This is a genomic window from Bacillus tequilensis, from assembly GCF_012225885.1.
Taxonomy (GTDB): domain Bacteria; phylum Bacillota; class Bacilli; order Bacillales; family Bacillaceae; genus Bacillus; species Bacillus tequilensis.
Genome location: NZ_CP048852.1, coordinates 1,676,547 through 1,694,189, shown reverse-complemented (window position 1 = coordinate 1,694,189; position 17,643 = coordinate 1,676,547). Strand labels below are relative to the sequence as shown.

General features: G+C 42.1%; 17 protein-coding genes. 5 read left to right on the top strand and 12 right to left on the bottom strand.

Annotated features, from left to right (window positions below; genetic code table 11):
* Window positions 1-75 precede the first annotated feature (75 nt).
* Window positions 76-432 carry a protein YmzB gene (gene ymzB / locus G4P54_RS08940; RefSeq protein WP_024715981.1) on the top strand — a complete coding sequence of 119 codons (357 nt, stop codon included), beginning with the start codon at window positions 76-78 and terminating at the stop codon, window positions 430-432.
* Between the two features lie 151 nt (window positions 433-583).
* Here ymzB and G4P54_RS08935 read toward each other — a convergent pair whose 3' ends face one another.
* Entirely contained in the window at window positions 584-1,201 is a 618-nt protein-coding gene (locus G4P54_RS08935; protein ID WP_024715982.1) for a TetR/AcrR family transcriptional regulator, read from the bottom strand.
* Window positions 1,202-1,320: 119 nt separating this feature from the next.
* On the opposite strand from G4P54_RS08935, the gene G4P54_RS08930 reads away from it, so the two are divergent.
* Complete coding sequence (locus tag G4P54_RS08930; RefSeq protein ID WP_024715983.1) at window positions 1,321-1,878, top strand: hypothetical protein; 558 nt, start codon at window positions 1,321-1,323, stop codon at window positions 1,876-1,878.
* A 137-nt stretch (window positions 1,879-2,015) separates the two neighbouring features.
* Window positions 2,016-2,471 (top strand): regulatory YrvL family protein, encoded by a 456-nt coding sequence (locus G4P54_RS08925; protein WP_167872397.1) that lies wholly within the window; start codon window positions 2,016-2,018, stop codon window positions 2,469-2,471.
* Window positions 2,472-2,532: 61 nt separating this feature from the next.
* On the opposite strand, the gene G4P54_RS21245 is transcribed toward G4P54_RS08925, so the two are convergent.
* Complete coding sequence (locus G4P54_RS21245; RefSeq protein WP_240939751.1) at window positions 2,533-2,742, bottom strand: CPBP family glutamic-type intramembrane protease; 210 nt, start codon at window positions 2,740-2,742, stop codon at window positions 2,533-2,535.
* 1,267 nt (window positions 2,743-4,009) lie between these two features.
* Between G4P54_RS21245 and G4P54_RS08915 the strand changes: the two genes are divergently transcribed.
* Together G4P54_RS08915 and G4P54_RS08910 are read left to right on the top strand one after the other, a co-directional pair.
* Window positions 4,010-4,285, top strand: coding sequence for a hypothetical protein (locus G4P54_RS08915; RefSeq protein WP_338083798.1), 276 nt, complete (start codon window positions 4,010-4,012; stop codon window positions 4,283-4,285).
* Window positions 4,286-4,571: 286 nt separating this feature from the next.
* The gene (locus G4P54_RS08910; RefSeq protein WP_167872396.1) at window positions 4,572-4,838 is read left to right on the top strand and encodes an LCI fold-containing protein; all 267 of its coding nucleotides are present in this window, start codon (window positions 4,572-4,574) and stop codon (window positions 4,836-4,838) included.
* A 655-nt stretch (window positions 4,839-5,493) separates the two neighbouring features.
* Here G4P54_RS08910 and G4P54_RS08905 read toward each other — a convergent pair.
* The 10 genes from G4P54_RS08905 to ymdB all read right to left on the bottom strand — a co-directional run bounded on the left by G4P54_RS08905 (window position 5,494) and on the right by ymdB (window position 17,635).
* Window positions 5,494-5,664, bottom strand: a complete 171-nt coding sequence (locus G4P54_RS08905; RefSeq protein WP_240939749.1) for a hypothetical protein — start codon at window positions 5,662-5,664, stop codon at window positions 5,494-5,496.
* 699 nt (window positions 5,665-6,363) lie between these two features.
* Window positions 6,364-8,247 carry a DNA mismatch repair endonuclease MutL gene (mutL, locus tag G4P54_RS08900; RefSeq protein ID WP_167872395.1) on the bottom strand — a complete coding sequence of 628 codons (1,884 nt, stop codon included), beginning with the start codon at window positions 8,245-8,247 and terminating at the stop codon, window positions 6,364-6,366.
* A 15-nt stretch (window positions 8,248-8,262) separates the two neighbouring features.
* The gene (gene mutS / locus G4P54_RS08895; RefSeq protein WP_167872394.1) at window positions 8,263-10,839 is read right to left on the bottom strand and encodes a DNA mismatch repair protein MutS; all 2,577 of its coding nucleotides are present in this window, start codon (window positions 10,837-10,839) and stop codon (window positions 8,263-8,265) included.
* Between the two features lie 133 nt (window positions 10,840-10,972).
* Window positions 10,973-11,518 (bottom strand): outer spore coat protein CotE, encoded by a 546-nt coding sequence (gene cotE, locus G4P54_RS08890; protein ID WP_003231833.1) that lies wholly within the window; start codon window positions 11,516-11,518, stop codon window positions 10,973-10,975.
* A 253-nt stretch (window positions 11,519-11,771) separates the two neighbouring features.
* Window positions 11,772-12,203 carry a regulatory iron-sulfur-containing complex subunit RicA gene (gene ricA / locus G4P54_RS08885; RefSeq protein ID WP_167872393.1) on the bottom strand — a complete coding sequence of 144 codons (432 nt, stop codon included), beginning with the start codon at window positions 12,201-12,203 and terminating at the stop codon, window positions 11,772-11,774.
* A 1-nt stretch (window position 12,204) separates the two neighbouring features.
* Entirely contained in the window at window positions 12,205-13,734 is a 1,530-nt protein-coding gene (gene miaB, locus G4P54_RS08880; RefSeq protein WP_024715989.1) for a tRNA (N6-isopentenyl adenosine(37)-C2)-methylthiotransferase MiaB, read from the bottom strand.
* A gap of 144 nt (window positions 13,735-13,878) precedes the next feature.
* The gene (locus G4P54_RS08875) at window positions 13,879-15,057 is read right to left on the bottom strand and encodes a glycine C-acetyltransferase (RefSeq protein WP_167872392.1); all 1,179 of its coding nucleotides are present in this window, start codon (window positions 15,055-15,057) and stop codon (window positions 13,879-13,881) included.
* A gap of 13 nt (window positions 15,058-15,070) precedes the next feature.
* Window positions 15,071-16,114: an L-threonine 3-dehydrogenase gene (tdh, locus tag G4P54_RS08870; RefSeq protein WP_167872391.1), complete on the bottom strand. Its 1,044-nt coding sequence runs from the start codon at window positions 16,112-16,114 to the stop codon at window positions 15,071-15,073.
* Between the two features lie 266 nt (window positions 16,115-16,380).
* The gene (spoVS, locus tag G4P54_RS08865) at window positions 16,381-16,641 is read right to left on the bottom strand and encodes a stage V sporulation protein SpoVS (RefSeq protein WP_003154135.1); all 261 of its coding nucleotides are present in this window, start codon (window positions 16,639-16,641) and stop codon (window positions 16,381-16,383) included.
* 199 nt (window positions 16,642-16,840) lie between these two features.
* Window positions 16,841-17,635 carry a 2',3'-cyclic-nucleotide 2'-phosphodiesterase gene (ymdB, locus tag G4P54_RS08860; RefSeq protein ID WP_024715992.1) on the bottom strand — a complete coding sequence of 265 codons (795 nt, stop codon included), beginning with the start codon at window positions 17,633-17,635 and terminating at the stop codon, window positions 16,841-16,843.
* Window positions 17,636-17,643: the final 8 nt, after the last annotated feature.

The following is a 17,643-nucleotide window of genomic DNA, read 5'->3' as shown; positions in this document are numbered from 1 at the left end:
GTGAGACGGCTCTTTTTCGTGTAAAAGATGGAGCAATTGGGAATAGTATCGTATAGATCAAAAGGAGGAATATTGATGGCACACACGAATACTCAGCTTTCTCAATGGCTGGAGTCAAAAGTCGGCCAGACGCTTGATATTAGAAAAGGCGAATTGACTCATGATGAAGAGATCTCAGACTTGGATCAGATTGTTCTCAACCTTCAAAAAGTAGGCATCCGCAGCACGAATCATCCTGATGATTATGTTGCGAAAGAAGAGCTCGTTTTAGAAGGAGAAGGCACGACATTCACTGAGGAGGGAAACGTACCGCTTCCGCAAAATGCCTATGAGATTCCTTTATTAGGTGATATTCATATTCACCAAGAAAACGAAGGATTGAAGGTCGTAACCGATCGTGCGGTATATACAATTGATATCCAGCACAGCTGACAGCCGCTTTCATCAAACTAATACAGGGCAGCGCCTTTGAGTTTTTTCAAAAGGCGCTGCTTTAGATGGATCTCTTCAAAAGTATAACGCATAGAGTACATAGTTTTTGCCCTCTATACTTAGTGGTTTTCTCCGTTTTTTTACAGCTTTATTAATATTCCCGCCCTTCTGTCTCATTTGTTTCTTCAGCGCAAATTGATTCTACATGCTGCATAATGACACGTGTGATTCTGTCTTTATTCACTCGCACAGGGTCAAGCATCGCATGTAAAGCCAACCCGTCAATAAGCGCGTAAAGCCTCTCAGCTTCAATGTCTTTATCGGCATCCTGCTTTAGTAAATCGAATTCATCTAAATAGGCAATGAGATTCCGTATACCGCCGTAAATCCCGTCATGATTCGCATCAAACATATCCTTTTTATGTCTGGCGTAAACCGTAAAAGCAAACCATACCTCCATCTCTCTAATTGTTTCTTCATTTGTCGGGACAATTTCAAGCAAAATGTGCAACATTTTTTCCTTGGGGGGCAAATCCTTCGTTGCAATGTCCTCAATGCGGGCTCTCGCCTTTTCTTGAACAAGTTTCATTGCAAAAACAAGCAGTTCATCCTGAGTAGAAAAATAATGGCGCAGCGCACCTAATGACAGTCCTGCTTCCTTTGCAATGTTTCGGGCTGAGGCTCCCTCCATCCCCCGTTCTAAAATCACACGCCACGTCGCTTCTGCAATTTGTTTTCTTCTTTTCTCATGGTCAATTTGTTTTGGCATAACTTTATTGTAACAAGAAAAAAAGAAGAGGGCAATTTTATAATACAGTTGTGTTGCAAAAACAAAAGTGGTAACATATTATTTAAATAATACAACTGTATTGAAAAGAGGGGAATAGATTGAACGGTATCGCATGGATGATTGTATTCTGTGAAATTGCATTTTGGGTTGTGATTGTTTTAGGGCTGGCTGTACGCTACCTATTCAAACAGCGTACATTAGGGCTGCTGGTCCTTGCCTTAACACCAGTTATTGATTTGATCTTATTAGCAGCAACTGGTGTGGATCTTTATCGCGGAGCCTCAGCGACTGCTGCCCACGGGATCGCAGCAGTTTACATCGGTATATCGATCGCCTATGGGAAACAAATGATTCAATGGGCGGATGAAAGATTTCAATATTATGTGACAAAACAAGGATCCAAACCGCTGAAACGCTATGGAATGGATTACGCCAAGCACAATGCAAAAAGCTGGATAAGGCACGTGCTGGCTTACCTTATAGGTGCGGGGCTATTAGCAGGAATGATCTATTTCATTAATGATTCTGCCCGTACCGAAGCATTAAGCGGCATTCTTAAAATATGGACAGTCATTTTAGGCATTGATTTTCTCTTTACCGCCAGCTATTTCATCTGGCCGAAAAAAGAAAAAGCCTCGGAGAATCTCAAAAGTTAACAAGATGAAAAAAAAGTCCCTTTCGCTGGAAAAGGACTTTTTTCATTTTTGAATCATGTTATACTATTGTCCGGATGATCTATCCTTATTGCATTCATATTCTGGCCTCGTTGAAGCAGGGAAAGGGAGTGTCAAACTTGAGCCAAAAAGAACAGAACGAGCAGTTTAAAGATTTAAACCTAAGCTCAAAAATAATCGTGATTGTATCTATCATTCTTATCGTTGCCATTGCACTTGCGGTGATCTTCGGCGGCTATTTCTTCGGGATGAAAGGATTATTCTCTATTTTGGGCATTACTTATGATTCCAATCAAACATTAGTTTTATTTCTTTTGGTCTGTTTTGCGGCAGGCATGATCATAGATCCACTCACAAAGATTGCCTCAATGATTCTGGCAAAATCATTTTCATTGAAAAAAACTGCACTTTTTGCTTTTATACTTTACTTTGTGAGTAATTTCATAACGATCTGTTTTGCAGATTACTTTATGCAGTCTATATCTATTCCAGATATCTTGCTTTTTGTGATATCAGCATTGATGGCACTTATTGAGCTTGCCTTTGATTACAAGCCAAATGAGCAAACTGCTTAAAACCGCCTGTAATGATTCAAGCGGTTTTTGCTTTTTTTCTCATACTCACCGTCTAATTTTGCTAGATATCTACATGAAAATGTAAAATGATGAGCGGAATAATAGAATCAATGATGATATATAAAGCGGAAAACAAAGCCCCAACCAGTGAAGTTCTGATCACTCCCTGCCACAGCCCCTGATATGTATGAGCTAATCCAAAAAGGAGCGATGAAACCAGGACGATGACCCAGTTTAAAATTTGCGGGAACAAAAACACGAGAACAAACATTAAAAACCCTCTATAAATGATCTCCTCCGTTACACTGGATGTTAAGGATACAACATTCCAAACCTTTTTCTCATTCAATGAAACAGACAGGATGGGCCGGCGGCCGAAGCCTTTACCTCTTCCGCTTTTTTCTTTGCTACTCGCCTTATCTTCGGGCTAAGTCTAAAACCGATGATACAATATATCACAAGGATTACATATAAAAGACCTAATCCCAGGTAAAGATAGGATGCAAGCGGACCGAGAGGATCTATTTGTATTGCCGGCATAGTGAACCCGACTTGAATGAAAGATCAGTAAAAGCGACTAGAGCTACAATAAACAAAGCGGGAATCCATAATCCGATCATTGTATGAACATAATACTTCACTCTTTCATTTCCATTTTCACCAGTCTTGATAATTCTTTTAGACCTTTGAAAATCAAAGTATCCAAATATCGGTTCATAAATCATTAAAAATAAAATGAGCGCTCAGAAACATATTTCCATCACGAAACACCCTCCTTTTATTTTTAAATTACTCATTTATAATATCGGGCGACAGCCTCAAATTCTCTTCAGCGCAAAATAAAACTCCCTGCTTATAAGAAACAGGAAGCAAAATAATGATGATTGAATTTAGATTCTGCATTCAAAAACAAGGATTCCTTCATTCTCAATAGTCAGTTCATCCAAAATGATAACTATCTTTGGGCTTAATGCCATGTTCCCACCTCCTTATATCCAAAATATACATTTATTTAAATTATTTGCAAATATAAGCTTGTTCTAATCTGTTATTCCAAACAGTACAAAAAAAGCATTGATCCATTCAAAGAATGTCTCAATGCCTAAATTCCCCTTGCTGCCCGCTACATCACACGTTTGAATATCTTTTCCATTCCATTTGTGATGTTATTTTTCATTGCAGAGTAACCCCTTCAAATGAAAACCATGATATTTCAGTGTTTTCTTAGACTAAACATGGACGATAATCTCTTCTTGCCCATTTTGCAATTAAAAAGTTTGATCAAGTTATTATGTGAATTTAATTCTTATTTCCTTTATAAGTTACTTATATGATCATTTTAGTTTATTAAAGAAATTTTAAGTATTTATCAGCAAAATTATGGTATCGTTGTTTGCGTTCATTGATTTACTTGGGGTGTTCACTAAGTACTTTTTTCGTTAGAACATCAATATTAAATAGGAGTTTATAAAATCGTAAAAAAAATCTTACTTTCTCTTTTAGCTTTAGCGATTATTGTTGCTGGCGTTTTTTTACTTATGCATTTTAACAGCAGAAAAGTAGCCGAAGATAAAATCGATCATTATATTTCTGATTACGGTATTCCTCAAAAAGAGATTGAGTCTGAAGAATATCCTATGTTTAATTCTTTAAGTGCACCTACAGGTTTTACTAAAGCGGTTTTTGTAAAGAATGAAAATAATAAGAGCAACTATTACATTTTTCATTATGATCCCTCCAACAAAAAAATAACTTTCTCAGGTGTTATAGACGGAAATGAAGTATCGATCAATGATAAATTAATAAAAAAATAAAGATACCAACTATCTGATAAAGTTTTAAACCAAGAGTAAAGGCCCTATCTTTGAGGGCTTTTTTTAATTCAATAGGTTTTGTTTTTGGTTCATAAAGCCCTTTCATCAGCTAGAGCCGTCTGACAACATTGCCAGTCTCACAAACGAGAGATTCAGATAGGCAACACATTCAGGCAGATTTCTATATTTCAACTAAGTTCACAAAGAATTAACAAAAATTTCCTTGTGTATTTCCCCGCCATGTGTAATAATACAGTTGTACTAAAAAACAAAGGGAGTGTTTAAAATGAGATTAAAAAAAGCTTTAACTGGTTCCGCATTGTCCCTTGCTTTACTTGTTTCCGCAACTCCTGCATTTGCAACTACTTCTTCGAGTACAAACACAACGCCTGAAGCAAAGGCATTAGAAACTTGTACAACAAAACCATTCGGTCCATATTACTCAAGAAATGAAATTCCAAATTTCATTAATGACGGCGTGAAAAAATGGTATCTAAAAGGGGTTTCTTCGTGGGATGGAGTATGGTATGGATATTATGAAAGTTGTAACTAATATTAAGGGGGGTTCCCCCCTTTTTTATGCCTTCTTCCTTTCAGTTCAAAGCCAATAATATTGCCACTTGTCAAATTCGTGTAGTTGTATTCGATCATGCTGTCACCCCCCTATCCCCGGCAGAATTGTAATTGCAAAGAATAAAACTACTGCAATCCTTCCAATGAGCCAACCATTTATTCACTTTTTGAAATGATTGTTTCATCACCAATCATTTTCAGATCGTCTGACTTTGCCACGGGCATCGGTATGTAATCTTGCATTATTATTTATTCCCATGCTTGCTAAACTGTCATCGCTTCGTCTTTCGTAGATTTAATTGCCCGCTGCAGACTACCTGTAGATTAGGCTATATTTTTATATGCAAAGCTTTAATAAACCTGCATTCTCTTTATTGATCCGCTGTATCTCCTCCCGAGTCTGCCGGAACTGACTAAACGATATATCCTGCTGACACTTGTTTACCTTGATGATTTCCATTAGCCAAAGAACTTCATCAGCAAACAGGTTTATCGTCTGCTTCTTGCAACTGGAAGGCTGTTAGAACCCAGATCGGTATAACAAACCCCTGAAATACCCTTGCGAAAAAACAACGCCCGATAATAAAGATAATTTTTTATTGATTCATATCGCAGAAAGGGCCGGCCCCTCCGCGTCACATTTTATAGCCCATTTCTAAATCAATTCTTGAAAGATTATCTTTTGATGTTGCACGATTGTTTTCCCGTGCTCCGGCGTTTCCGTTAATTTGATTGGATCTATTGTTTCCGCCAATCACAATGACGTAATTTTTGTCATTTTCAATTTGATTAAATACCTGTTTCAAATTTTCTATGTTTTGGACAGTTCTCTGTAAACGCGCACGTATGGTATATATAAATGTTTAGTTTCAATTTTCGGATGACGTCAACATCGGAGAAACCTGTAGCTTTGTTTGTGGATTTTTCAGTTGGAATGATTGGAGGTTTTTTAAATACTCCAAATGCTTTTCTTCCGTCATGACCTGTAATGGCTTCTCCATTCTGACGCGAGTTTTATATTCCGTCATGCCATCGTCTTCTTACCCTTCGTTTAATTGTTTGATGCGGCAGACTAAAGCGTCTTAATTTTATCGTCTGACTGGCATTTCAAAATGTTTTCCGTACCCGCACAAGATAGTGCATTATCAATCAAGTGCTGACGTTCTGTTCATTTCAACAGTTCCCGGACCCTCCTAACTTTATCCCAACTCCAAAGGGGAAGATTATGGACCTTAGCAATTAGTAAAATGATAGACGCGGTTGCAGAAAAAAAATGATTTACATCATATTACTCCGCATGGTCTAAGTACTCATGCAATCATTCTGTTAGAAAGTGATACAGATCTTTAATATGTAAGCCTTGTCCATACTACAGTTAATATGGCTGCAGTGTTTATATTCAATTCACCGAAAAACACAATAAAAAAAGCATTGATCCATTCAAAGAATGTCTCAATGCTAAAAAATACATGGGCAAAGGGTATACTCCCCATCGCCAAACCCCGCTACATCACGCGTTTGAACATCTTTTCCATCTCATAAGTGGAATGGTGAATGATGATCGGGCGGCCGTGCGGGCATGTAAATGGGTCTGATGTGCTTCGGAGGTCGTCCAGAAGCGCTTTGATTTCGTCATTTCTGAGGTGGCGGTTTGCTTTGATGGAGCCCTTGCAGCTCATCATGATTGCCGCTTCCTCACGCAGTTTTTTGATATCAATATGTTTGGAATCAAGGACCTGCTGAATGATTTCTTCGATCAGCTCAGCTTCTTCTCCCTTTGGAAACCAGGCCGGATGGCAGCGGACGATGTAGCTGTTTGAGCCGAATGACTCTAAAAAGACACCGACGCTTTCAAGCTCTTGTTTGTGCTGTTCAATAATGAGCGCCTCGTTCATGGAATAGTGGAACGTCAGCGGTACAATCATATCCTGCACCTCAGGCTCAACCTCTCCCACCTTTTCCCGGAAGTATTCGTATTTAATACGCTCTTGGGCGGCGTGCTGATCGATAATATACAGGCCGTTTTCGTTTTGTGCCAATATATAAGTCCCGTGCATTTGGCCGATCGGGTACATAATCGGAACCCGCTCAGACGTTGGCTGCGGCTGTTCCTCATGGTATTCTTGCTCAAATGCTTCTGGCTGTTCCTCTGAAACATCAGGCACTTCAATGCTTTGTTCCTGATCAGCGATAGGAGGCGCAGCAAATGGGAGAGGCGGCAATTCTTCCTCCGCATCAACCGGCTCTTTCACGACTGAGCTGAGCTTCATTGGTGAATAAGATGGCGCAGGCGCTTTTTCCGGAGCTTTTCTTTCCGCAGGCTTTTCATCAAAGGTGATGAACTGCTGCTCATTTTTGATAACAGGTGCCGATTTTTTCGGAAGCTGGGCACTCGGAATCAGCTGCTGCTGTTTAAATACATCTTTAATTCCGTCACAAATTAAGTCATGAAGCTCTGTTTCCTTGCTAAGACGGACCTCAAGCTTCGATGGGTGCACATTGACATCGACTAAAATCGGGTCCATCGTAATTTCTATAAAGGTAATCGGATGACGTCCAATAGGCAGAAGCGTATGGTATCCTTCATGGACCGCTTTAACGAGCGGGAAATTTTTAATGTAACGGCCATTGACCACAGACGACATATAGTTTCTCGACGCCCGTGTAATTTCTGGAAGGGCGATATATCCCTTCACTTCAAAATCCAATGAGCTCACATGCAGCGGAAGCATTTTTTTGGCGACAGCCGTGCCGTAAATTGCTGCCAGGACATGGCGCACATCTCCGTTTCCATTCGTTTGAAGCAGGTTTTTCCCATGATGGCGCAGGCGGATCGATACCTCCGGGTGAGCCAGCGCAATTCGGTTGACCACATCCGTGATGTTCCCAAGCTCTGTATGAACGGTTTTCATATATTTCAAGCGGGCCGGTGTGTTAAAAAACAGGTTGGAAACGACAATTTCAGTTCCTTTTCTGCTTGAGGAGCGTGATTCGGAGATGATGTTTCCTCCTTGGAGCACAAGCTTCGTCCCTGCTCCTTCGCCGGTGCTTGTCGTAATTTCAAGATGAGAGACTGACGCGATACTCGGCAGTGCTTCTCCCCTAAAGCCAAGCGTTCTTACCCTGAATAAATCATTTTCATCTTTTATTTTACTTGTTGCGTGGCGGCGGAAAGCACGCTTGCAATCTTCCGTTTCCATTCCTTCGCCATTATCCAGCACTCGAATGGATGCAAGGCCTGCTTCCTCAATGTCGATTTCAATGACTGTGCTGTCAGCGTCGATCGCATTTTCCACCAATTCCTTGACGACTGAGGCGGGCCGCTCCACAACCTCGCCCGCCGCTATTTTATTTGAAAGCTCATCTGACAGCTGGATGATTTTTGCCACATTCATCACCCCGTTTTAATGTAATTTCTTTTGCAGCTTGTACATTTCATTCATCGCTTCAAGCGGTGTCATATCCAATATATTAAGTGATTTAAAGACATCGAGCACTTGCTTTTCTTTTTTTGAAAGCTTCGGCGCTTCAGCCGGCTTTTCCGCTGCCTCAAAAAAGGACAGCTGTGCCGGCTCTTCTTTCACCTGAGGTTTCAGCATCGGCACTTCAGGTTTGTTTCCGGAATGCTCAAGCTCTTTTAAAATATCTTGAGCGCGCGCTATAAGATCTTCCGGCAGCTCGGCAAGCTGGGCTACATGGATACCGTAGCTTTTGTCAGCTGCCCCTTCTTTAATTTGATGAAGAAAGACAACCGTTCCGTTATATTCTTCAGCGCGAACATGAACGTTTTTCAGCTGAGGCAGCTTCTCCTCAAGAACGGTCAGCTCGTGATAGTGTGTGCTGAACAGCGTTTTGGCGCCGATATGATCGTGAACATATTCGATAATCGCCTGTGCCAGTGCCATGCCGTCATAAGTGGACGTTCCCCGCCCGATTTCGTCAAACAAAATGAGGCTGTTTTCCGTGGCATTGACAATTGCATTTTTGGCTTCAAGCATTTCCACCATAAATGTACTTTGCCCGGCAATCAAATCATCTGCTGCGCCGATTCGCGTGAAGATTTGATCAAAAATCGGAAGCACCGCTTTCTTCGCCGGTACAAAGCAGCCGATTTGCGCCATGATGGAAATGAGCGCGATTTGTCTCATATACGTGCTTTTCCCAGACATGTTTGGACCTGTAATAAGAAGCATTTGTCTGTTATCGCCCATCATACAATCGTTCGGGACATATTCCTGGCTGTCCATCACTTTTTCAACAACCGGGTGTCTGCCTTCAATCACTTCAACCTCGTCTTTAGAAAACGCCGGTTTCGTATAGCGACGATTTTCACTGATTGTCGCAAAGCACTGCAATGCGTCAAGCTCGCTCATCTGTTTGGCAAGCTGCTGCAGCCGCGGAATATATCGCTTCACTTTCTCACGAAGCTCGGTGAAAAGCTCATACTCCAGCTCGCAGATGTTATTTTCCGCTTCCAAAATGAGCGCTTCTTTTTCTTTTAATTCAGGCGTGATGTAGCGTTCCGCATTTGTTAACGTCTGTTTCCGCTCATAGCGCCCTTCCTCAAGCAGATGCAAATTCGCTTTTGTCACTTCAATATAATAGCCGAAAACTTTGTTGAAGCCGACCTTTAAAGAGCGAATGCCCGTGTATTCCCGCTCCTGCTGCTCCAAGCGGGCAATCCAGTCTTTTCCGTTTCTGCTTGCGTCACGATATTCATCAAGCTTTTGATTGTACCCATCTTTAATCAGGTTCCCTTCTTTCAACGATAAAGGAGGGTTTGCGTACAAAGCTTCTTCCAGCAATTCAAGCACATCCCCGCAAGGGTCAATCCGCTCCGCACGTTCCTTGGCCTTGTCATGAGCCAGTGAAGCAACCAGCTGTTTGATGCCGGGCACCTGCTTTAACGATTCCTTCAGCTGAATTAAATCCCGTGCATTGACATTTCCGAACGCGACGCGGCCTGCAAGGCGTTCTAGGTCATATACTTCTTTCAGCCGTTCACGCAGATCTTCCCGTTCAAAGAAATGGGACATCAAGGTTTCCACCATTTCTTGGCGCTCTTCGATTTGATTGACTCTGATAAGCGGCCGGTCAATCCACTGTTTAAGCAGCCTGCCTCCCATTGCCGTTTTTGTTTCATCCAGCAGCCACAAAAGAGAGCCTTTTTTATTTTTCGAACGGATCGTTTCAGTCAGTTCCAAATTTCTTTTTGAGTACAAATCAATTTTCATCGCTTCCTCAAGCTCATACACCTGTACGGGCTGAAGATGATCAAGACTTCGCTTTTGGGTTCTTTTCAGATACGTATATAAACGCAAAAATGTTTTTCTTACTTCTTCATGATTTAAGTGTTCAATGATCGTGACGTGTTCGTCTGTTTCACCATCTTCAATGGAGATTGTTGCACCGCACCGCTCTTTCAGCTGTGCGACCGTATCGGCATCCATGCTTCCTGAAACCACGATTTCCCGTGCGCCGACTGAATAAATTTCTGATATGACATCTTCCAGCCGTTCAATCAAAACGGCCAAATTTTCTCCCGTTGTTAAATCAGACAGCGCCAGCCCGTATCCATTCGAGCAAACGGAAACAGAAGCGATAAAGTTGTTTTCCGATTCGTGGATGCCTTTGCCGTCCATTACCGTTCCGGGCGTAATCAGCTGAACTACTTCCCGTTTCACAACGCCCTTTGCGGCTTTCGGATCTTCAGTCTGTTCACAGATAGCCACTTTGTATCCTTTTTTAATCAGCTGCTCGATATACGCGGAAGCAGAATGATACGGCACACCGCACATCGGTATTTTTTCAGCCGAACCGCCGTCTCTGCTCGTTAGTGTAATTTCCAGCTCTTGTGACGCTTTTTTGGCGTCTTCAAAAAACATTTCGTAAAAATCTCCCAGGCGAAAAAATAAAAAGGCATCCTGGTGCTCTGCCTTTATTTTTAAATATTGCTGTATCATAGGCGTATAACCGGCCATTGTTTGATCCCTCACTATGTATCAACGATTCTTATTTTCCATTCTTCATTATAACATAAACAAAAAGTGATAAAAGAATGATATATCAATATTAAAAAAGAGACTTGGGGTACTGACTCCCCTAGTCCCTTTTTTATTCTTCAGGATCTCCCACTAAAAACTCCGGGTTGATGTCTTCCAGTTCTTCATCAAGCTCATCTTCCCAATCCTCTTCGTCATCCTCTTCCCAGTCAGGATTGACCTCAACAACTACCTTTGTTTCTCCCACCACTTCCGCCAAAAACTCCCTTTCCGCCTGCACAACAATTTTATTTCCATTCGGTGAAATGGTCACTTCAAGACAGTTTGGCTGCTGAAGGACTTTGGCAATCACTTCATGCTCATCATCTAAGTAATTATTGTCTCTGTATCTGAGTTTAATGACATCTACGTATTTTACCCGTTCAGTGACAACCTCTGTTTTTGTGTTGTCCGCGTAAGAGTACCATACGTTTATATCATAATACCCTTCAATTTCTACTGTTTTCCCGATTTTTTCAGCGTCATACTTGTGGTTGATAATCCAACCTCCCAAAATGCTGCTCGGTTTTTTCTCAGGGGAGATGGTGTTGGTGCATTGGGTGAATTTTCTCCCTTTCGCTACTACCGCCTTCGTAATAATTTCTCTGTATTCAGACATTCCGGCATGCCTCCTTGTTCTTCTTCGTGTTATCTTATGCTGGGCATTTGTCTAGTGTGCATTTTTATAAATAAAATATAAAAATACAAAGTTTCTGTTCCATTGTATGCAGGCGCGCCTAGAAACTTTACTTATAAGTGCATAAAGTTTATTCGCGGCTGAGCAACGTAAAACAAATTGAATATTTAGTACATAGATTATTTAGTTCATTTAATGGATGTAAAAAAAACACGGACCTGTAAAGGCACCGTGTTTAGAAAGAACAGCTGTTATTTGAATGCTTCACCTTCGAACCGGTTTCTCCTTTCAAAAGGTCGCCTCCGGTTGACGTGATGATTTCATTTGTGACTTGGTTGGAAATGGTGTTTGCAACGAGCTGCAGAAGGTCATTAACTTCCATCTGCGAGTCTCTGAATTCCTGGATGACAGGAATCTCTTCAAGCTCTTCCTGCAACGCGTCAATTTTTGCTTCTACCTGTTTGAGCGCTTCATGCTTTTCATAATGCTTCAGATTGACAGCCTGCTTTTGCAGGGCTTTGATCTGATTAACGATTGCAGACACTTTGTCATTCTCATTGATTTGCGCTTCAGCCCGTTTGAAAAAATCAACCTCTTCTGTTTCAGAGATCATTTTTGCAAGGTTTCGTGCCTGCTGCACAATGTCTTTTTTTGAGTAGAGCGTCATCTTATTTCACCTCGATTGCTTCTCCTACCATTTCTCCGTCAAGCGACCATGTTTTCGCTTGCTGGATTTTCACGCGGACGATTTTGCCGATGGCTTCCTTCGGCCCTTTGAAATTAACAAGCTTGCTTTTTTCAGTATAGCCTGCAAGAATATCAGGGTTATTTTTGCTTTCACCTTCAACTAATACTTCGACAACCTTGCCTTCGTATTCCTTCATTTTTTTAGCGGAAATTTCATTCACAAGTGCGTTCAGACGCTGCAGGCGCTCTTTTTTCACACGCATCGGCACATTATCTTTCATTTTGGCAGCCGGAGTGCCCTCACGCGGAGAGTAAATGAACGTATAGGCGCTGTCAAACTCCACTTCACGGTATAAAGAAAGCGTTTCTTCAAACTGTTCGTCCGTTTCGTTCGGGAATCCCACGATAATATCCGTTGTCAAAGATGCGTTCGGCATTGCTTCCTTAATTTTTCGAACGAGCTCCATGTAACGCTCTCTGTCATATTTACGTGCCATCAGCTTCAGAACCTCTGAGCTTCCTGATTGTACAGGAAGATGAATGTGGTCAAGCAGGTTGCCGCCTTTTGCCAGCACTTCAATGAGATGGTCGTCAAAATCACGCGGATGACTTGTTGTAAAACGGATTCTCGGGATATCGATTTTTCTCAGTTCATCCATCAAATCACCGAGACCGTACGTCATATCTTCAAAGTCTTTGCCGTACGCGTTTACGTTTTGGCCTAATAGTGTAATTTCTTTATAGCCTTCGCTTGCGAGCCTTCTTACTTCCTGAATGATTTCTTCAGGGCGGCGGCTTCTTTCTTTTCCGCGTGTGTAAGGCACGATGCAATACGTACAGAATTTGTCACAGCCGTACATAATATTGACCCAGCCCTTAATTTTTCCGTTCCGGACTTTCGGAAGGTTTTCAATAACGTCACCTTCCTTGGACCAAACTTCTATGACCATTTCTTTTGAAAGGTATGCTTCTGACAAAAGCTCAGGCAAGCGATGAATATTATGCGTTCCGAAAATCATATCGACAAACGGATGTTTTTTCAAAATCCGGTTCACGACTGATTCCTCTTGGGACATACAGCCGCACACGCCTAAAATCAGATCGGGATTGTTTTTTTTCAGTGCTTTTAAGTGCCCCAGCTCACCAAACACCTTATTTTCGGCATTTTCACGAATCGCGCATGTGTTTAGCAAAATGACGTTGGCATCGTCAACAGAGTTTGTCGCTTCATAGCCGAGTGCCATAAAGATCCCTGCCATAACCTCCGTATCGTGTTCATTCATTTGGCAGCCGTACGTACGGATATAGAATTTTCTTCCGTCTCCCAATCCTTTAAATTGTTCAGAAATTTTAAAGTCATTATGATAAGTAACGGCTTCCTTGCCTCGTTTTTTCGCATCTTTTAAGGAAGGCGGAATGTAAACAGCTTCAAAGTACTTGCTGTAATCCTTCTCGGATTTTTTGTCCGATGGATGAACTTGTCCGCTCTCTGCTTTTTGTTTTTCATTCATGTTATGATTTCTCCTTTCAAACCAAACTTCCACCCTTCAGTATAAAGGTTATTGACGCTCTGCACAACTGGCAACCTATTATTGTACACTCACTGAGAATAACAATCAATAAGGAATCAAAAGAGGAAGAGTATTCTCTTCCTCTTACAATAGCTGGAGCTCCTTAGCCGTCTTTTCGATGACGTCAAGCGCCTGATCCAGTTCTTCTTTGCTGTGCTCAGCGGTAATAATTGTGCGAATTCTCGCTTTCCCCTTTGCAACAGTCGGGAATACGATGCTTTGCGCAAATACGCCTCGCGAAAGGAGCTGATCAGAAAATGCATTTGCCGCCCCTTCATCACCTATTAAAATAGGAAGAATCGGCGTTTCGCTCTGCGTGAGAGTCAGACCCATTTTCACAAGCATTGATTTAAAATAAGCCGTATTCTCCCACAAGCGCTCCATATGCTCCGGCTCTTCCAGCAAGACATCAATCGCTTCCATACAAGCTGCGGTCACAGCTGGCGGATGGGAGGTGCTGAATAAAAACGGACGGCCCTTATGACGCAAATAATCGATCAGCACCCTTGAACCGGCAGCATAGCCGCCGAACACTCCGATTGCCTTGCTCAGCGTTCCGACCTGAATATGGACTCTGCCATCCAGCCCGAAGTGATTCACCGTTCCCCGGCCGTTTTTACCAAGCACTCCCGATGCATGAGCGTCATCCACCATCACAAATGCATCATATGTCTCAGCGAGCTCTACAATATCAGGCAAAGGAGCTATATTGCCGTCCATGGAAAATACGCCGTCTGTCACAATCAGACGCATCCGGTAATTCATTGACTTTCTCAGCACCCTCTCTAAATCACTCATATCGACGTGCTGATACACCTTTTTATCTGCCTTTGTCAGTCTGATTCCGTCGATAATAGAGGCATGATTTAATTCATCTGAGATGACAATATCTTCTTTTGTCAGGATGCTTGAGAGTACGCCTTGGTTTGTTGTGAACCCTGATTGAAATACAAGTGCCGCCTCCGTTTTTTTAAAGGCCGCCAGCTTTTTCTCGAGCTCTTGATGCATTGTAAATGTACCGGCAATCGTTCTCACTGATCCGGTGCCTGCACCAAATTTCTGTACGGCCTCCTCTGCGGCTTTGATGAGTCTTGGATGTGAAGTAAAACCGAGGTAATTATTCGAAGAAAGCTGAATGACGTTTTTGTGATTCACTGTGACAGAAGGGCCCTGCATTGATTCAAGCTGTTTGATCTCTTGCCATGTATGATTTTCTTTCATCCTATCAAGCTCTGCTTTTAAAAACTCAAATTCTTTCATCATGGTTATCCCCCTTTTATGGAATGAAAATCACTTTTCCGCACTGGCCGCTTCTCATCAGCTCGAATCCTTTCTCAAATTCCTCTAACGGAAACTGATGAGTAATAACAGGTGAAAGATCGAGCACGTTTGAACTGAGCAATTGAGACACCTGCCGCCAGGTTGAAAACATTTTTCTTCCTGTAATTCCTTGGATCGTAAGTCCTTTAAATACCACTTTATTCGTTAAGTCAATTGTCACCGGGTGTTCCGGCAAGCTGAGAATATGAAATCTTCCGCCATTCGCAGCCATCGCAAGGCCTTGGGCAATCGCTGAGGGATGGCCAGACATCTCACAAACAAGATCGGCGCCTTCTCCACCAGTTAGAGCGCTTACAATTTGGAGCGGATCTTCTTTTTCAACAGAAACAGTACATGAAGCTCCCATTTGTTTGGCTAGCGCCAACCTGTATTCGTTTTTATCAATCGCTATCACCTGAGAAGCACCTGCTGCTTTTGCAACCGCAACAGCCATAAGACCAATCGGCCCGCATCCGATGACAGCAGTCGTTCCTCCTGCTGGCTGACTCTCGAGCACTGTGTGAACCGCATTTCCTAAAGGCTCTTGAATGGAAGCAATTGACGGGTCCATATCGGCGGGATTCTTCCACACGTTTTCAGCTGGAACTTTTACATACTCCGCAAAACAGCCTGCCGTGTCCACCCCGATAATCGCTGTATTGGTACAAACATGAGATTTTCCGGATAGGCAAGGGGCACATTCGCCGCAGACAATATGGGTTTCAGCCGAAACATACTCCCCCACGTTTACACTGCCGGCATTCTCTCCCACAGCTTCAACAATGCCGCTGAACTCATGGCCGAAAACATAGGGTGTTGTGATTCTCTGGCGTGCCCATTGATCCCAATTATATATGTGCACATCCGTACCGCATATGGAAGCGGCTTTCACTCTTATGAGGACTTCATGTTTATCGATCTCAGGAATGGGAACTTCAGTCAGCACAGCACCGAACGTCCCGTCCTTTTTCAGTAGAGCTTTCATCTTTCCACTCTGCATGTACAATCCTCCTTGAAAGATTCTTGTTATATTCGGATTGTACCATGATATGGAATAAGCGTAAACATCAGTGTCTTTGTGAGGAAGACATTAGTATCCGTCTTAAAAAATGGGCGGAATTTTTTTCTCAAACATTTCAGTCCATGTCTGATATTGTATATTCGCCCATTTATGCATCAAAAATATTATCGGAAGAAAATATCACAACAAATGAAAAACAACCTGTTTGCATCATGCAAACAGGTTGAGAATGCTTTATTTGTTTTTTAGCGAGGCTCCACGATTAATTTAATCGCGGTTCTTTCTTCCCCATCGATTTGAATATCAGTAAAAGCCGGAATACAAATCAAATCAACGCCGCTTGGCGCCACAAATCCTCTGGCAATCGCCACTGCTTTTACAGCCTGGTTTAATGCACCCGCTCCAATTGCTTGAATCTCGGCGGCCCCTCGCTCTCTTAACACACCTGCAAGCGCACCTGCCACTGAATTTGGACTCGATTTTGCTGAAACTTTTAAGATTTCCATTTCTGCTCCCCCTTAGTTTTACAATGGATAAGTGAGTGTTCATTAGAACAATCATTATTAGATGTTGCTATCCAAAAAGCCATCCCCACAATGCTTTTCAAAAATAGCGGGCTACCTTCCATTTTTACTATATTCACTAAGAAGTTGCTATATTCCTGCTTTTCTTTTTAATATTTTTATAAAATAACCATCTGTTCAATTATTCAAAGAACATGTGGTCATCATTGATTAAAATGCGTTCGATTTTAACGGCTTTTTTCGTTTGATCATCAATGTCAATGACAACTCCGCTCAGTGTTGTTTTTCCTTCAGCGACAGTAAAACGAACTGGAAGGTTCGTTTTGAAGCGCCTAATAATCGTCTCTCTGTCCATTCCCAGTATACCGTCATATGGGCCAGTCATCCCTACATCGGTAATATATGCTGTACCCTTCGGTAAAATGCGGTTATCCGCTGTTTGCACGTGTGTATGAGTACCGACTACAGCCGATGCCCGTCCATCCGTGTACCAGCCGAGTGCAAGCTTTTCACTTGTCGCTTCTGCATGGAAGTCGATAAAAATGTACGGTGTTCTTTTCGCAGCTTCGGCAATCAATTCATCCGCTTTTAAAAACGGATCATCAAGCGGCGGTAAAAACGTACGGCCCTGTAAGTTCATAACGGCAAGTTCTTTTCCGTTTGCTTTCACATAAGTCATCCCTTTACCCGGTGTACCCTCAGGAAAGTTTGCGGGACGAACCAAGCTCGGAACGTCATCTATAAAATCGAAAATTTCTTTTTTGTCCCATGTATGGTTCCCCATCGTGATTGCATCTGCGCCAGCTTGGATAAAACCGTGATAAATTTTTTCTGTCAGGCCCTTTCCATGTGCAGCATTTTCACCATTAATAATGGTAAAGTGAGGTTTATATTTTGTTTTTAGCTTTGGTACATATTCTTTTACCATGTCACGTCCCGGTGAACCGACAACATCTCCGATAAATAAAATTCTCATTTAGTAAA

Bases quoted from the DNA above. Each gene is read 5' to 3' on its own strand.
- G4P54_RS08910 (WP_167872396.1), top strand. From the start codon at position 4,572: ATGAGATTAAAAAAAGCTTTAACTGGTTCCGCATTGTCCCTTGCTTTA.
- miaB (WP_024715989.1), bottom strand. From the start codon at position 13,734: ATGAATGAAAAACAAAAAGCAGAGAGCGGACAAGTTCATCCATCGGAC.
- ricA (WP_167872393.1), bottom strand. From the start codon at position 12,203: ATGACGCTCTACTCAAAAAAAGACATTGTGCAGCAGGCACGAAACCTT.
- mutS (WP_167872394.1), bottom strand. From the start codon at position 10,839: ATGGCCGGTTATACGCCTATGATACAGCAATATTTAAAAATAAAGGCA.
- cotE (WP_003231833.1), bottom strand. From the start codon at position 11,518: ATGTCTGAATACAGAGAAATTATTACGAAGGCGGTAGTAGCGAAAGGG.
- spoVS (WP_003154135.1), bottom strand. From the start codon at position 16,641: ATGGAAATCTTAAAAGTTTCAGCAAAATCGAGTCCAAATTCAGTGGCA.
- G4P54_RS08915 (WP_338083798.1), top strand. From the start codon at position 4,010: ATGCATTTTAACAGCAGAAAAGTAGCCGAAGATAAAATCGATCATTAT.
- G4P54_RS08935 (WP_024715982.1), bottom strand. From the start codon at position 1,201: ATGCCAAAACAAATTGACCATGAGAAAAGAAGAAAACAAATTGCAGAA.
- G4P54_RS21245 (WP_240939751.1), bottom strand. From the start codon at position 2,742: ATGTTTGTTCTCGTGTTTTTGTTCCCGCAAATTTTAAACTGGGTCATC.
- ymzB (WP_024715981.1), top strand. From the start codon at position 76: ATGGCACACACGAATACTCAGCTTTCTCAATGGCTGGAGTCAAAAGTC.
- ymdB (WP_024715992.1), bottom strand. From the start codon at position 17,635: ATGAGAATTTTATTTATCGGAGATGTTGTCGGTTCACCGGGACGTGAC.
- tdh (WP_167872391.1), bottom strand. From the start codon at position 16,114: ATGCAGAGTGGAAAGATGAAAGCTCTACTGAAAAAGGACGGGACGTTC.
- G4P54_RS08875 (WP_167872392.1), bottom strand. From the start codon at position 15,057: ATGATGAAAGAATTTGAGTTTTTAAAAGCAGAGCTTGATAGGATGAAA.